Source organism: Tatumella ptyseos, from assembly GCF_030552895.1.
In the GTDB taxonomy this organism is placed as follows: Bacteria; Pseudomonadota; Gammaproteobacteria; order Enterobacterales; family Enterobacteriaceae; genus Rosenbergiella; species Rosenbergiella ptyseos_A.
The window spans coordinates 1,122,243-1,138,091 of record NZ_CP130649.1 but is presented as its reverse complement, the minus strand read 5'-3'; the positions used below and the strand labels follow the sequence as shown (position 1 = coordinate 1,138,091).

General features: G+C 46.8%; 12 protein-coding genes. 2 read left to right on the top strand and 10 right to left on the bottom strand.

Translation table 11 applies throughout. The features are described from left to right. Positions 1-12 precede the first annotated feature (12 nt). From QJR74_RS05510 to cmk, 4 genes are all read right to left on the bottom strand, one after another. On the bottom strand, positions 13-2,262 hold the full coding sequence (locus QJR74_RS05510) for a DNA internalization-related competence protein ComEC/Rec2 (protein WP_304373559.1): 2,250 nt from the start codon (positions 2,260-2,262) through the stop codon (positions 13-15). 181 nt (positions 2,263-2,443) lie between these two features. Further along, entirely contained in the window at positions 2,444-2,728 is a 285-nt protein-coding gene (gene ihfB / locus QJR74_RS05505; RefSeq protein WP_048911891.1) for an integration host factor subunit beta, read from the bottom strand. A 104-nt stretch (positions 2,729-2,832) separates the two neighbouring features. Beyond that, a complete protein-coding gene (gene rpsA / locus QJR74_RS05500) occupies positions 2,833-4,509 on the bottom strand; it encodes a 30S ribosomal protein S1 (protein ID WP_048911897.1) in 1,677 nt (558 codons plus the stop codon). A gap of 121 nt (positions 4,510-4,630) precedes the next feature. Beyond that, positions 4,631-5,317, bottom strand: coding sequence for a (d)CMP kinase (gene cmk, locus QJR74_RS05495; protein ID WP_304373558.1), 687 nt, complete (start codon positions 5,315-5,317; stop codon positions 4,631-4,633). Between the two features lie 167 nt (positions 5,318-5,484). Here cmk and QJR74_RS05490 point away from each other — a divergent pair, with 167 nt between their 5' ends. Then, the gene (locus QJR74_RS05490) at positions 5,485-5,676 is read left to right on the top strand and encodes a YaiA family protein (RefSeq protein ID WP_304373557.1); all 192 of its coding nucleotides are present in this window, start codon (positions 5,485-5,487) and stop codon (positions 5,674-5,676) included. Between the two features lie 38 nt (positions 5,677-5,714). Here QJR74_RS05490 and QJR74_RS05485 read toward each other — a convergent pair whose 3' ends face one another. Genes QJR74_RS05485 through serC form a run of 3 tightly spaced genes read right to left on the bottom strand, consistent with a single transcriptional unit; the run spans position 5,715 to position 9,818 of the window. Next, complete coding sequence (locus QJR74_RS05485) at positions 5,715-7,337, bottom strand: peptide ABC transporter substrate-binding protein (RefSeq protein WP_304373556.1); 1,623 nt, start codon at positions 7,335-7,337, stop codon at positions 5,715-5,717. A gap of 54 nt (positions 7,338-7,391) precedes the next feature. After that, a complete protein-coding gene (gene aroA / locus QJR74_RS05480; RefSeq protein ID WP_304373972.1) occupies positions 7,392-8,675 on the bottom strand; it encodes a 3-phosphoshikimate 1-carboxyvinyltransferase in 1,284 nt (427 codons plus the stop codon). Positions 8,676-8,732: 57 nt separating this feature from the next. Next, positions 8,733-9,818: a 3-phosphoserine/phosphohydroxythreonine transaminase gene (serC, locus tag QJR74_RS05475; protein ID WP_304373555.1), complete on the bottom strand. Its 1,086-nt coding sequence runs from the start codon at positions 9,816-9,818 to the stop codon at positions 8,733-8,735. Positions 9,819-10,012: 194 nt separating this feature from the next. Here serC and ycaO point away from each other — a divergent pair, with 194 nt between their 5' ends. Beyond that, complete coding sequence (ycaO, locus tag QJR74_RS05470) at positions 10,013-11,773, top strand: 30S ribosomal protein S12 methylthiotransferase accessory factor YcaO (protein WP_304373554.1); 1,761 nt, start codon at positions 10,013-10,015, stop codon at positions 11,771-11,773. Between the two features lie 38 nt (positions 11,774-11,811). Here the strand turns inward: ycaO and QJR74_RS05465 are convergent, their stop codons facing one another. From QJR74_RS05465 to QJR74_RS05455, 3 genes are all read right to left on the bottom strand, one after another. Next, on the bottom strand, positions 11,812-12,972 hold the full coding sequence (locus QJR74_RS05465; RefSeq protein ID WP_304373553.1) for an MFS transporter: 1,161 nt from the start codon (positions 12,970-12,972) through the stop codon (positions 11,812-11,814). A 150-nt stretch (positions 12,973-13,122) separates the two neighbouring features. Further along, positions 13,123-14,415 carry a serine--tRNA ligase gene (gene serS, locus QJR74_RS05460; protein ID WP_304373552.1) on the bottom strand — a complete coding sequence of 431 codons (1,293 nt, stop codon included), beginning with the start codon at positions 14,413-14,415 and terminating at the stop codon, positions 13,123-13,125. Positions 14,416-14,491: 76 nt separating this feature from the next. Further along, entirely contained in the window at positions 14,492-15,841 is a 1,350-nt protein-coding gene (locus QJR74_RS05455; protein WP_304373551.1) for a replication-associated recombination protein A, read from the bottom strand. Positions 15,842-15,849 lie beyond the last annotated feature (8 nt).

Below are 15,849 nucleotides of genomic sequence, written 5' to 3'. Positions count from 1 at the left end.
TCGACGGGTAGTTTACCTGTAATCAGGTTTTACACCAAACCATTGATGGTACCATCGAGGGGAAATTTGGTCACGAAATTGTAAAACCTCAAAGCCGTTCGTTTTCACTCTCAGTGATATTTGCCCAGACTGCGCTGTATCCAGCCACTTTATACCTTGATGTTGATAGCGTTGCACTACAGCTTTGGACGGTAATCGCCACGCGTTATATCTCGCCACCGAGGCTAGAGCCATCTGCGGAGGAAATTTCCTCAGAAGTAAAGCACTAGAAGAGGTTCGGCTACCATGATGCGGAACTTGTAACCAGGTTACGGCGAAGCCTCCCTTCTCAGCAGTGACTAATCTCTGTTCTGCATCTTTCTCAATATCTCCCGTTAATAGCAGATGATATTGACCGTCACTGATCAATAGTACGCAGGAATCGTTATTTTGCCCCGCCGTTAAGTCATTCTCTGGCCATAGTATACGCAGGGTTAAGCGTCGCCACTGCCAGTTTTCACCTCGTTGACACGTTGATCGACCTGGATAAGGATAGGTTGTTCTGACTAAAAGGTCTGGCCACACTTTTTTGATACTGTCTAAACCTCCAGCATGATCGCTGTGCCGATGACTGATAATGGCTGAGATGGGCGTAATCTGTTGGTCAATTAGCCAAGGAACGATAATTCTCTCCCCTGCATCACTGGTGAGCCAACGATTACCGGTATCATAAATAATGCCTTCACCCTGCTGGCTGATAACTACCGCTAACCCATGCCCAACATCGAGCATATCCACACGCCATAAGATTTCTAGTGAAGCTAATCGCCCACTGGCAACACTTAAAACAAGAGCGCTGATGCTTAAAGGATAATACCGCCATAGCTTTATCCGCCAAAGGAGTAGCGCACCCCATACGCCGAGGGCTATCAAGGGCGTATCAGGGAAATAACGCCATCCTGATTCGTGTGGTGCTAGCAGGTAGAATAATACCGAGTAAAGCGTATCGTGCATAAAAATTAATCCCTCATTAATACTGTTAGGAAGAGGGATCAAAAATAAAAAAGAAAGGGGCAATATCGTCAAACTAACAATAGGTATCGCGATGATATTTGCCGTCAATGCGGTGAGGCTCATACCATGGAAGAAAAAAATTTGAACGGGGAGTAATAAAAGCATCATCCCTAATTGCAAATGCAGCAGTCGTAATAATCCAAATCTTTTCCGGTAACGGTAAGCAGGAGGGAGTGGAAACACTCTATACCAGAGCAACAATGAAAAGACTGCCAATGCCGACAGCCATAGGCTATCGGACAGAATCATTATTGGATCAATCGCGAGTAATCCCGCGACACATAATAATAAAATGTGGAAACTGGAAAGATTGAGCGAGTATCTTTTTATTAGTAACCAAAACGTTAAGGCCAGCATAGCGCGTAGTGCGGATGGCTGTGCCCCTGAAATGAAACAATACAACGCGCTAGCTAGCCATCCCCCACTTTCTGCCAAGTGACTTTGCGTTACTCTCAAGGGTAATAGGGTTAGCAGTAATGTTATCCCTCGGCGAGCTAAAAGATAAATTAAGCCAATGTGCATACCGGATATTGCCATTAAATGACCAATGCCAGTCTCACGAAAGCGTTGATTGATTTCAGCAGGGATTTGATCGCGTAAACCAAAAACTAAGGCCCTAGATATCCCTTGCCAGGGTGAGCCTGCACTCTGTCCTATAAAAAGCCTTTCTAAGTGATGGCGGAGAGAACATTTATCACTAATCAGCTGTTGATTGAGTATTTTTGCCGTAAAAGGTGTCGCTTTGGCCAGTGCATTTCGCTGGCTATCGTATCCACCTTCGTTCAGCAAACTGTGTACCGGCCGTAAAACTAGCTTCATTTTCCAACGTTGGCCCATACAGATGTCACCCTCGAGATTTTGGTTAACCCACGCAGAATTAGGAGGAAATTGCCTCACTCCATCGACCTTAAGTAGACTGAGTTTTACTCTCCCCGTTAAGCTTTGATGTTCGGTGATCACTACTTCGGCTATAACGGGTCTTTCACTCAATGCGTTAATTTTTGACACCATTGATAGGGCAACCCCATGGCTATAGACAAAAAAAAGTAAGGTAATGCCGATATAGTGCCAATAAGGCGCTCGGTGTCTTGCCAGTAACACGCCAATAAATGCTATCCCTAATACAAGCGGTATATCGAGTAACTCCGCCATGAATATCAAGGGCAGACAAGCTATTATAAACAGTTGTGCATAGACGACTAATTGCATGAAATTTCCGCCTAAAATTGGCAGATTACACTGCTAAGCGTTAATCGAAATATGCCACGAATTTTGTTGTGAAGGGAATCTAGAAGTGTTTAGCGCTGTGCGCTGAAAATGGGTGAATTTGTGAAATGAGTAGAGATAAAAAACGATATCTTACGATATCGTCTTTTTTTTAAAACCGCTTTTAGCTTGGAAGATTAGCTCTATCCCGAAGCTCTTTACCAGGTTTGAAGTGTGGAACATACTTGCCTTCCAACTCAACTTTTTCACCTGTCTTAGGGTTTCGACCAACACGCGGGGCGCGATAGTGCAAAGAGAAACTACCAAAACCGCGAATTTCGATACGATCTCCCTGTGCTAGGGTAGAAGCCATATATTCCAGCATCTCTTTAACAGCATCTTCAACAGCTTTTGCAGGAATTTGAGTCTGCTGGGCTGCGAGGCGTTCAATCAGTTCAGATTTAGTCATTAATCCTCCGGGAATATCCTGTAAAGAAAGACAGTTTTAAAAAAAGCCAAGAGTGATAACACTCTTGGCTAGTTGGAGGGATGTCACCATCCCTCGGTCGGCAATTACTCGCCTTTAGCTGCTTTGAATGCTTCAGCCATTGCGTTAGAGAAGTTGCCTTCATCTTGTTGCTTGTTGTTCACAGCAGCAACAGCATCTTTCTCATCAGCTTCGTCTTTAGCACGTACAGACAGCGTTACAACACGGTTTTTACGGTCAACACCGGTGAATTTCGCTTCAACGTCATCACCAACATTCAGAACCAGAGTTGCATCTTCAACGCGGTCACGTGAAGCTTCTGAAGCACGTAAGTAACCTTCAACACCGTCGGCCAGTTCAACAGTTGCGCCTTTAGCGTCGACTGCAGTCACTTTACCGTTAACGATAACGCCTTTTTTGTTCAGCGCAACGTAGTTGTTGAATGGATCTTCAGCCAGTTGTTTCACGCCTAAAGAGATACGCTCACGCTCAGCATCAACTTGCAGAACTACTGCAGCAATTTCGTCGCCTTTCTTGTATTCACGAACGGCTTCTTCGCCAGTTGCGTTCCAAGAAATGTCAGACAGGTGAACCAGACCATCGATTCCACCGTCAAGACCGATGAAGATACCGAAGTCAGTGATTGACTTGATTTTACCTTCAACGCGATCGCCTTTGTTGTGAGTTTCTGCGAAGTGCTGCCATGGGTTAGATTTGCATTGCTTCAGACCCAAGGAGATACGACGACGCTCTTCATCAATGTCAAGAACCATTACTTCAACCACATCACCTACGTTAACAACTTTAGATGGGTGGATGTTTTTGTTGGTCCAATCCATTTCAGAAACGTGTACCAGACCTTCAACGCCTTCTTCGATTTCTACGAAGCAGCCGTAATCAGTCAGGTTAGTTACACGACCTGTCAGCTTAGTGCTTTCTGGGTAACGCTTAGCGATAGCAACCCATGGATCTTCGCCCAGTTGTTTCAGACCTAATGATACGCGAGTACGCTCACGGTCGAATTTCAGGACTTTAACATTGATTTCGTCACCAACATTCACGATCTCGCTTGGGTGCTTAACGCGCTTCCAAGCCATATCAGTGATGTGCAGCAGGCCGTCAACACCGCCCAGATCAACGAATGCACCGTAGTCAGTCAGGTTCTTAACGATACCTTTAACTTCCATGCCTTCTTGCAGGTTTTCCAGCAATTGATCACGTTCTGCACTGTTCTCAGACTCGATCACCGCGCGGCGAGAAACCACGACGTTGTTACGCTTCTGATCCAGTTTGATGACTTTAAATTCTAACTCTTTGCCTTCAAGGTGCAGAGTGTCGCGAACCGGACGAACATCAACCAGTGAACCTGGTAGGAACGCACGGATACCGTTTAGCTCAACAGTGAAGCCGCCCTTGACTTTGCCGTTGATAACACCGGTAACAGTTTCAGCATCTTCGTAAGCTTTTTCCAGCGTGATCCAAGCTTCGTGACGCTTAGCTTTCTCACGGGACAGCAGGGTTTCACCGAAGCCGTCTTCTACTGCGTCCAGCGCAACGTCAACTTCGTCGCCTACCTGGATTTCCAGTTCGCCAGCTGCGTTTTTGAACTGCTCTGCAGGAATTGCAGATTCAGATTTCAGGCCCGCATCAACTAGAACGACGTCTTTGTCGATAGAGACAACCACGCCACGAACGATGGAACCCGGACGGGTTTCGATTTCTTTCAGGGACTCTTCAAAGAGTTGAGCAAAAGATTCAGTCATATTGATAATCTTAGGATTCTTCAATTTAACGTCCAATAGACTTCATGTCTAAAGGGGTTGTTTAACATTCTTCACACCGTCCATGGAATGAAGCTACAGCATTCTTTTTATTTTAGCACAATTATGCGCCGAAGTTAGGCAATTTTTTTTGAATAAATTCAAGGGCCATTGCGGTCACTTTTTCTATATCAATTCCTGTGGAATCAATAACTAGTGCATCATTAGCGGGAACCAAGGGTGCAACGGCTCGATTACGGTCGCGATCGTCTCGCTCAACCGTCTCGGCTAAAAGGCGCTCAAAGTTAACATCTACACCTGCTTGCTGCAACTGCTGACGGCGGCGTTCTGCACGCTCATGGGCGCTTGCATCCAGAAAAATTTTTACAGGCGCATCGGGGAAAACGACGGTTCCCATATCACGTCCATCAGCGATTAATCCTGGGAGTTCACGGAAATTACGTTGTCTGCGTAACAACGCTTCCCTTACCCGAGGGAATGCCGCCACTTTCGACGCGGTGTTGCTGACCTCTTGCGTACGGATTGCTGCAGTCACCTCTTCGCCTTCTAAAATAACCTTGCTGCGCTGCTGTTCTATAATAAATTTAACATCAAGATGTGCCGCTAAAGGAACTAAGGTTTCCTCTTCGGTAATATCGACCTGATGATGCAACGCGGCTAACGCCAAGACGCGATATATCGCCCCTGAATCAAGCAGATGCCAAGATAACTTTTCAGCCAAGGCTTTACTTAAAGTACCTTTACCTGCACCACTTGGACCATCGATGGTAATGACGGGAATGCTTGCCATCCTTAACTCCTTACTGCTAGGCAATGAATCGCGCTAGTATACCTGATTCATAAGGTAAACAGTACCCTCTCGCAGCAAGGGAACTTGCACAACAGCCAAGCTTGGCTACACTAAAGATTGTGAAAAACAAACGATAATCATAGAGATAAGCTATTAGGAGGCGAGTTATGGCAGGTCATCCCCCGTATCCCCGTAAAGCCTGGATTGTTGAGGTATCTGATGGTCAAGGCGAGGAAAAAGTCGGCCACTATGAGTTACGTGCTGACCACCCTTATCCTGATACGCTAATTAGCCAATATCGCACTCGCCAAGAAGCTGAAGATGCGAAAGAGCGCTATATAGGCGAAGATAAGGAATAATTGAGAGGCCATGGTGACAACCACCATGGCCTTTTTTGTTAGTGCTTACGAATATACATGTCCTGCGTTTTATAAAAACCTAAACGGCTGACTGACACACCGCCCACCCAAGGTTTCACTAAAATATTTTGAACATAGTAATAGAGCGGGATAGAGGGCACATCATGACTTAAGATATCTAAGGCTTGTTGATAATCTTGCTTAGCTTTCTCCGGTTCAACTTCTGCGGCCGCAGCATTCACCAGCTTATCGTAATCCGCATTACTGTATTTACCATCGTTCTGTGTATTTCCTGTCACAAAATTATTCAAGAAAGTCGGCGGTGCATCGTAATCCGCCAGCCACGATTGGCGAACAAGTTGGAAATCCCCGCTATGCTGAGTTTGGATCAGCGTCTTCCACTCCTGATTTCGCATCGTGATTTGTGCGCCCAAATTCTTTTTCCACATAGAGCTTAACGCTATCGCGATTTTTAGGTGATCTTGAGAGGTGTTGTAAAGCAGCTCTGCTTTTAATGGCTTATCTGGGCCAAAACCTGCTTCCGCCAAAAGTTTTTTCGCTTGCGCGATACGCTGAGCGAGTGTCCACTTTGCAATCTCAGTAGGCTGATAAGTTTCTCCACCAATCTGTAATGGCATCAGGGTCCAAGCCGGTTTTTGCCCCATCCCTAAAATCTTATCGGTAATAACTGATTTATCCACTGCAAGGTTAAGTGCCATACGTACACGCTGGTCGTTGAATGGCGGCTTGTTCATATTGAACCAATATTCATAAACACCGAGCAGAGGCGTTTGTTTAATTTGTTCAGGAATGGTCTTTTTGATTTGGGCAAAGTTAACGGTAGGAATGGTATCGGTAATATCAATTTCACCACTTTGGTAGCGGTTCAACGTGGCGGAAGGTTCCGCGATCGGCAGATAGGTAACTTGATTAATTACCGTTGCCTTGTTGTCCCAGTAGTGCGTGTTACGCACCGATACGAAACGTTCGTTTATTATCCACTTACTCGGTTTGTAAGCACCACTGACCACAATATTGGCTGGCTGGGTCCATTGGTCACCGAATTGGGTGACGACCTTTTTGTTAACAGGAAAAAAACTGGGTGAGGCTGCAGCTTGTAAAAACCATGCAACTGGCTGAGAAAGGGTGACTTGAAAAGTCTGTGGGTCAATCGCTTTTACACCTAAAGCTGTGGGGGGCAGTTTACCGCTCATCACCGCCTCGGCATTCTGTAAATGCACTGCACTGATATAAGATTGATAAGGTGATGCGGTTTTCGGATCCGCTAGTCTCTGCCAGCTGTACACCAGATCTTCAGCGGTAATAGGTTGACCATTTGACCAGGTAAGTCCTGGACGTAAATGGAAGGTCCACACCTTATTATCTTGATTGTCCCACTTCTCCGCCAGCTCCGGATGAACTTTCCCTTGACTATCTAAGGCGACCACTCCCGCAAAGCTATCAAGAATTATATTAAACGCTTCATTACTCTCAGCCATTTGCGGATCAAGCGTAGCCGGATCGGAACCATTTCCCCGCGTAATCTGTTGCTGGTCAGCCAATACCGTTCCAGCCGGAACAACTGCAGCCTCGGCCATCGTAAGCGAACCTAATCCTAGTAATGCCATAATTGACATAGAGAGCATTTTACGTTGCATCATTAACCTCATCACCTGTAAGTAAAAAAAAGCGAGCTTAATCGCTCGCTTGAATAATTATGAAAACTGGCTAATTGACTTGAGTCGGTCAAAATAATCTGGGAATGTTTTCGCGGTGCAACCAGGATCTAAAATCGTCACAGGCGTATCGGACAGTGCAACTAATGAGAAGCACATCGCCATTCGATGGTCATTATAAGTTTCAATTTCAGCATGCTGTAACTGTTGCGGAGGAGTGATAGTGATGTAATCCTCACCTTCAATCACTTCTGCGCCGACTTTACGCAGTTCTGTCGCCATCGCAAACAAGCGATCAGTCTCTTTGACCCGCCAGTTATAGATATTGGTCATAGTGGTAGTGCCTTGCGCAAAGAGTGCTGCTGTGGCGATAGTCATTGCCGCATCAGGGATATGGTTCATATCCATCGTCACTGCCTTAAGGGGCGCGCCGGTGCAAGCGATGAAGTCATCACCCCATTCGACGGTTGCGCCCATTTTCTCAAGCACCTCGGCGAACTTCACATCGCCCTGCACACTGTTACGGCCAATACCAGTAACTTTAACTGTTCCACCACGAATTGCAGCAGCGGCTAAAAAATAGGACGCCGAAGAGGCATCACCTTCTACCAAAATCTCACCCGGCGCTTGGTACTGTTGTTGACCTTGAACGATAAAGCGTTGGTAATCTTGGTTCTCAACGGTTACGCCGAATGACGCCATTAAATCGAGCGTGATATCAATGTAGGGCTTAGAAACCAACTCTCCCTTAATAGTAATCACCGTTTCACCTTGAGTTAATGGTGCCGCCATCAGGAGAGAGGTTAAAAACTGACTAGATACCGAACCATCAACGCTAAGATTACCGCCCTTGAAGCCGCCCTGTAGACGGATAGGTGGATAATGCTCATTTTCTAAGTAAGTAATGGTTGCACCGCCTTCACGCAGCGAGTCAACTAAGTGCCCTATTGGCCGCTCTTTCATACGTGGCTCGCCGGTTAATACAATATCGTTTTCGGCAAGAGAAAGTGCTGCGGCGAGAGGTCGGATAGCGGTCCCGGCATTCCCCAAAAATAATTCTAGTGATTCACGGCTTTGTAGTGGCCCGCCAATTCCAGTAACAGTACAGACGGTACGATCGTCTGAAAGCTGATACGCTACCCCCAGTGCGGTTAATGCATTGAGCATATGGCGGATATCATCACTGTCCAGTAAGTTAGTCAACCGTGTGGTGCCTTGTGCCATTGCCGCCAGAAGGAGTGCACGGTTGGAAACGCTCTTGGAACCCGGAAGGTTTACTGTCCCGCTAATGTGGGAGATAGGTTGTAAAGTCAAAGATTGCATTAAAATACTCATATAACCACTTTCCCCGCTAACGCGAGGGAAGTGTGATGTTGAAAATTAACCGTGGCGTTGAGCAAAGTCTTGCATGAAAGCTGTCAACGCTTGAACGCCTTCTAAAGGCATTGCATTATAAATTGAGGCGCGCATTCCACCGACGGCGCGGTGCCCTTTCAGGGCGTGTAGGCCTGCTGCTAATGACTCTTCTAAGAACAACTTATCAAGGTTAGCGTCGGCAAGTTGGAAAGGAACATTCATTTTTGAACGGTTACGCGCAATCACATTGTTACGATAGAAATCGCTATGATCAATGGTTCCATAGAGTAAATCAGCTTTAGTTTGGTTCTTCTTCGCCATTGCCTCAATTCCGCCCTGCGCTTTTAGCCATTTGAAGACTAGACCCGATAAATACCATGCAAAGGTCGGCGGGGTATTAAACATCGAATCATTGTCTGCTAAGGTTTTGAAATCGAGTACTGATGGGAATTGTTGAAGGGTTTTACCTAACAAATCCTCACGGACAATGACTAGGGTTAGCCCTGCAGGCCCGATATTCTTTTGAGCGCCCGCATAAATAACGCCATAACGGCTAATGTCTAAAGGACGAGAAAGGATGGTAGAGGACAGGTCAGCAACCACCAGACGATCGCCAAAATCGGGCTCTTCGTCAATCGCTGTTCCATCGATAGTTTCATTCGGACAGTAGTGGACATAAGCTGATTGATCCGATAACTGCCATTCATTCATCGGCAGTAATGCGACCTTACCATTTTCCGTCGTTTTAATATCGATAACATTCGGGGTACAGAATTTCGCGGCTTCGTTGATCGCACTGTGCGCCCAGTAGCCACCATCAATGTAATCTGCCTGCTGGGCTGAGCCCAGCAGATTGGCAGGGATAGCAGCGAATTGCGCTCGCGCACCGCCCTGACAAAATAAGACTTTATAGTTAGCAGGAATGGAAAGTAAGTCACGGAGATCTTGTTCTGCTGTTTCGGCCACGGCAATAAACTCTTTACTACGGTGGCTGATTTCCATTACTGAGGTTCCTAGCCCTTGCCAATCGAGCAGTTCTGCTTGAACTTGTTCTAACACTGCTTTTGGTAACATAGCGGGACCGGAACTAAAATTGAACACCTGCGTCATTGACCTTCACCCTTTATTATTCTGTCAAAGAATTTGTGCTGAGCCTTCGGTTTTATCACTGCCAGATTATTGCTGCAATAGATAATCTCTCTAAGGGCAAAGATTGCTGGAAAACCCTGCACAACGATAGCCGCTCGCAGCGAAAAAACGTATGATAGCCGCTATCATTTCTAGATTAACCAGAGAGCGCCACGATGACGCAAACCTTTATCCCCGGCAAAGATGCCGCCCTTGAAGATTCTATCAGTCGTTTTCAAGATAAACTTCAGCAGCTTGGCTTCACTATCGAAGAAGCTTCATGGCTTAACCCTGTTCCTAATGTCTGGTCAGTTCACGTTCGTGATAAAGACTGCGCGTTATGCTTCACGAATGGTAAAGGGGCAACCCAAAAAGCCGCATTGGCATCCGCGTTAGGTGAGTATTTCGAACGTTTATCGACTAACTACTTCTTTGCCGACTTCTGGCTGGGGGATGACGTCGCGAATGGTCCCTTTGTACACTATCCAGATGAAAAATGGTTCCCATTAAGCGACGATGATTCGCTACCCGAAGGGATACTCGATACTCGCCTGCGTAAATTTTACGATCCTGAAAACGAACTGAGTGGTTCGGACTTGATCGATCTGCAATCCGGTAATCACCAGCGAGGCATTTGCGCCCTGCCTTTTACCCGCCAATCTGATCTCCAGACCGTCTATATCCCTATGAACATTATTGGCAACCTTTATGTCTCTAATGGAATGTCTGCAGGTAACACCGCTAATGAAGCGCGTGTCCAAGGGTTATCCGAAGTCTTTGAGCGTTATGTAAAAAATAAAATTATTGCCGAATCGATCAGCTTGCCTGAAATCCCGGCTGACGTGTTAGCACGCTATCCTAGCGTGACCGAAGCTATCGCGCGTCTTGAAGCAGAAGGCTTTCCAATCCTGTCTTACGATGCATCATTAGGCGGTCAATACCCGGTGATCTGTGTCGTACTCTTCAATCCGAGCAATGGCACCTGCTTCGCCTCCTTTGGTGCACACCCAGATTTTGGCGTGGCACTTGAACGTACTGTGACCGAGTTGCTACAAGGACGGGGCTTAAAAGATCTGGATGTCTTCACTCCCCCAACCTTCGATGATGAAGAAGTGGCAGAACATACTAACCTTGAAACTCACTTTATTGACTCAAGTGGTCTGATTTCATGGGACATGTTTAAAGATGGCGCGGACTATTCTTTCGTTGATTGGTCATTTTCAGGCTCCACTGAGCAAGAGTTCAGTACCTTGATGGCCATTTTCCAACAAGCACAGCAAGAAGTGTATATCGCCGATTACGAGCATTTAGGTGTCTATGCCTGCCGTATCATCGTGCCGGGCATGTCAGACATCTATCCTGCCGAAGACTTATTGCTAGCTAACAATAACATGGGTGCTGATTTACGTCAGATCATCCTGTCGCTGCCAGGCTCGGAGTGGGAACCAGAAGAGTACTTAGAACTCATTTCAACGCTTGATGACCATGGTTTAGATGACTTTACCCGCGTGCGTGAATTGTTGGGTATTGCCACTGGTAAAGATAATGGATGGTCAACGTTACGGGTCGGTGAGTTAAAATCGATGTTGGCTTTAGCCGGTGGCGATATTGATCAGGCATTAACGTGGGCAGAATGGACAATCGAATTTAACGGTTCGGTTTTCAGCGCTGAGCGTGCTAATTATTATCGTTGCTTACAGACTCTGTTGCTTCTGGCACTAGAAGATGAACGCCATGCAGTCGACTACCTCAATGCCTTCAATAAGATGTATGGTCCAGAGACGGTCGAGGCAGCCTCAGCCGCCGTAAGCGGTGAAGCGCCGTTTTACGGATTACAAGAAGTCGATGCGGCATTGAAGGCTTTTCCTGCACATCAATCCTTACTAGCGGCTTACGAGAAATTACAAGCCGCTAAGCGTCAACATGCGCAAGGCTAATTGAGTATAAGAAATAAGGCCTCTTTCGAGGCCTTTTTTTATGCGTGAGCGATAGGCGTTGCGTGCTGGTCAGTTTTGCGTAGTAACATCATTAAATAGACGAACGACACAATAGCAATCATGACAAATAGGATATTATCTGACCACGTTTCCATTAATAAAGATGTGATAGCTGGTCCCGCTAAGCTTCCCGCGGTATAACTCAGCAACAATGCCTGATTCATCGGAATAAGTTCACTCTTACTTACCTTCTCACAAGCCCACGCCATCGCTACCGGATATAGCGTAAATCCTGCACTGCCAAGAATAAATAATCCAGCGACCAAGGAGGCATTCATTAACATGGCAATTGCTGCCAGAATTACCACAAAGACTTGTACACGCAAGACCAATAACCGCCCGTAACGGTCGGCTAATTTCCCTAATGGCCACTGCGCGATAATCCCAGCGCTGATTAATAGCGCCATCCAATAGCCAACGTTACTGTCGCTCATGCCTTTATGGGAAAGATAGAGTGGCATTAATCCATAGAGTGATCCCAACACCACACCAGAGATGATGCAGCCATTGATCCCCAAACGAGATTGACGGCGGAAGAACATCTTCATTACACCCGGCTGTTTTGGTGTCTCTAAGGCCTCTTCTGCTTCGCCTGCGGTCACCACAACAAATAATAATGGAAGAATCGCGAGCATCATCAGGGTAACTAACGCTGGAACCAAGGTGGTAATCGAGAGTGGCATTGCGCTAATAAAGAGTTGCCCCAATACCGTTCCGAGGTAATAGACAATCATATAGGCCGCAAGTAGACGCCCGCGGTTGGATAGCGTACCAGAGCAAAGTAATGCGCTCTCCACTATCACCCAGAGTAAGGCACAGCCATTGCCCGCTATAAAGCGCCAAAATGCCCAGCTTTCAAACGAGTGACTGAATACCAAGACCAACGTTGCTATCGCAAATATTGCCGTCGCTAAGTAGTAACTACGATTAAAACCCAGCCGATTAATTAATTTGCCCGCAAAGAGTGTCCCGGTTAAATTTCCGGTGAAAAAAGCTGAACTAATTAATCCGATTTGCAAGGTTGACCATGACTCATGCGAGAGCCAAAGCGGGATCTGTGTATTGAGCACAGCAATACATACTGTTAAAAGTAGCAAGCCACTTAATAACAGAATAACGGGACGTGATAGCGCCGACATGGTGGTTGGGATAACTCAGAAGAATAAAAGTGAGCGAATAATGGCAGGGATTACGGCAAAGTCAATTGAGGGAAAGTATCGAAGGCACTTTTTGTTTCGGCATAAAAAAAGCTCCACCTTGGCGGGTGGAGCTTCTTATAAAGAGACGCGTTAGCCGATAAACTCAAGACCTTTCATGTAAGGTTTTAACACCTCAGGAACTTGGATTCGACCGTCAGCAAGTTGATAGTTTTCTAGCACCGCGACTAAAGTGCGCCCTACCGCTAAGCCAGAGCCATTTAGAGTATGGACTAAACGTGTTTTACGATCGCTCTTTGAACGACAACGGGCTTGCATACGACGCGCCTGGAAGTCACCCATATTTGAGCAGGAGGAGATTTCACGATAAGTCTCTTGGGCCGGCAACCACACTTCCAAATCATAGGTCTTACAGGCACTAAAGCCGATATCGCCCGTACATAACAGCACTTTACGATAAGGCAGTTCCAATAGTTGTAATACTTTCTCGGCATGACCCGTTAAAGCTTCTAGAGCATCCATTGACTGCTCAGGTGCAACGACTTGTACCATTTCGACTTTATCGAACTGGTGCATACGAATTAACCCACGAGTATCGCGGCCATAAGAACCGGCTTCTGAACGGAAACATGGCGTATGAGCAGTGTATTTAAGCGGTAAGGCATCTTCATCGATGATCTCGTCACGGACCAAATTCGTTACCGGTACTTCAGCAGTCGGAATCAGCGCGTATTGGCTATTTCCAGCTTCTTCATCTAATGGACGGGTATGGAAGAGGTCATTACCAAATTTTGGTAATTGCCCAGTACCAAACAGCGAGTCATGGTTAACAAGGTAAGGAACGTAGAGTTCAGTATAGTCATGTTGTTCAGTGTGAAGATCGAGCATAAATTGCGCCAACGCACGATGCATTTTCGCAATCTGTCCCTTCAGTACCACAAAGCGTGAACCGGTTAATTTCACTGCAGACGCGAAGTCGATCCCCCCACTTAGCTCACCCAGGTCGACGTGATCTTTAACGCTGAAATCGTATTGCTTAGGCGTGCCCCATCGTAATACTTCTAGATTTTCAGTGTCATCTTTACCGTCTGGCACTACATCATCTGGGATATTCGGTAGGGTCAATGCAAGTTGACGAATGTCGTTGAGTAACGTGTCCAGATTAGCTTTAGCCTGATCCAGCTTCTCACCCAATCTGTTCACTTCTTGACGCAATGGCTCGATATCTTCCCCACGTGCTTTTGCTTGGCCGATGGATTTCGATCGCGCATTACGCTCGGCTTGCAACGTTTCCGTTTCAACTTGTAGCACTTTACGACGTTCTTCTAGCGCACGTAGCGTTTCGACATCTAAAGTGAATCCTCGGCGTGCCAGTTTTTCTGCAACTGCGTCTGGCTCATTACGCAACAGATTGGGATCGAGCATGCTAATCCTGTTTTATGTAAGTGGAAAAAAACTTGTCGTGGTAAACGACGACGATAAGTATCAGATTACCGGAATGTTAATTGCTGCGGTAGCGTTTTGTCGGACTATTATGATCCTGTTCAGTAAGCCAGGCGAGTTTTTCAGCAATTTTCGCTTCTAATCCCCGAGAGGTAGGCTGATAGTACCTTTTGTCTGCCATTTCTGGCGGAAAATAGTTCTCACCTGCCGCGTAGGCGTGGGGTTCATCGTGAGCGTAACGATACTCTTTTTTTAGCCCCATCTCTTTCATTAACGCCGTCGGCGCATTACGCAGATGGTCAGGCACATCGTAGTCTGGCGAATGGCGTGCATCGTGCATCGCTTGATTAAAGGCGTTATAGACGGCATTACTTTTCGGCGCACAGGCCAAATAGACCAGCGCTTGAGCGATTGCCCTTTCCCCTTCGGCGGGTCCGACACGGGTATAACAATCCCAGGCCGCTATGGCCACTTGCATTCCACGTGGGTCGGCATTACCGACATCCTCAGACGCAATCGCTAACAGGCGGCGAGCCACATAAAGCGGGTCACCGCCAGCCGTGATGATGCGGGCATACCAGTACAGCGCTGCGTCCGGTGACGATCCGCGCACGGACTTATGCACAGCAGAAATAAGATCATAGAAACGGTCACCCTTATTATCAAACCGCGCGCTGCGTTCACCCGCAATCTCTATAAGGAGTTCCGGCGTGAGCAGTCGCTGGCCTGGCGATGATTCTTCGGCCATATCTGCCATCATCTCTAAGGTGTTAAGTGCGCGACGCGCATCGCCATTGACGAGCTCTGCTATCATCTTTCGGGTGGTATCTGGCAAATAAAGATTTTGTCCCGCCAAGCCACGTTCAGAGTCTGCCATCGCTTGATCGAGAATGGCTTCAACGTCTGCAAGCGTCAGCGATTTCAGTAAATAAACCCGCGCGCGCGACAACAATGCTGAATTTAATTCGAACGAGGGATTTTCCGTAGTCGCGCCAATAAAGGTGATAGTACCGTCTTCGATGTGCGGTAAAAACGCATCCTGTTGGCTTTTGTTGAACCGGTGGACCTCGTCGACAAAGAGAATGGTACGCTGGCCAGATTGGCGATTGATTCGGGCGAGTTCGATCGCCTCACGGATTTCCTTAATCCCAGAGGTTACCGCTGAAACCCGTGAAACTTGGGCTTGCGCGTAAAACGCCATAATCTCCGCCAGCGTAGTCTTCCCTGTACCGGGCGGGCCCCAGAGGATCATCGAATGCAGCTGACCAGCTTTAATGGCTTTCGCCAAGGGTTTACCGGGAGCAAGGATGTGCTGTTGTCCCACATAGTCATCAAGCGTGGTGGGACGCATTCGAGCTGCAAGAGGTTGAAATTCAACCGGTGCAAAATCTAATGTTAAATTACTCACGGTAAACC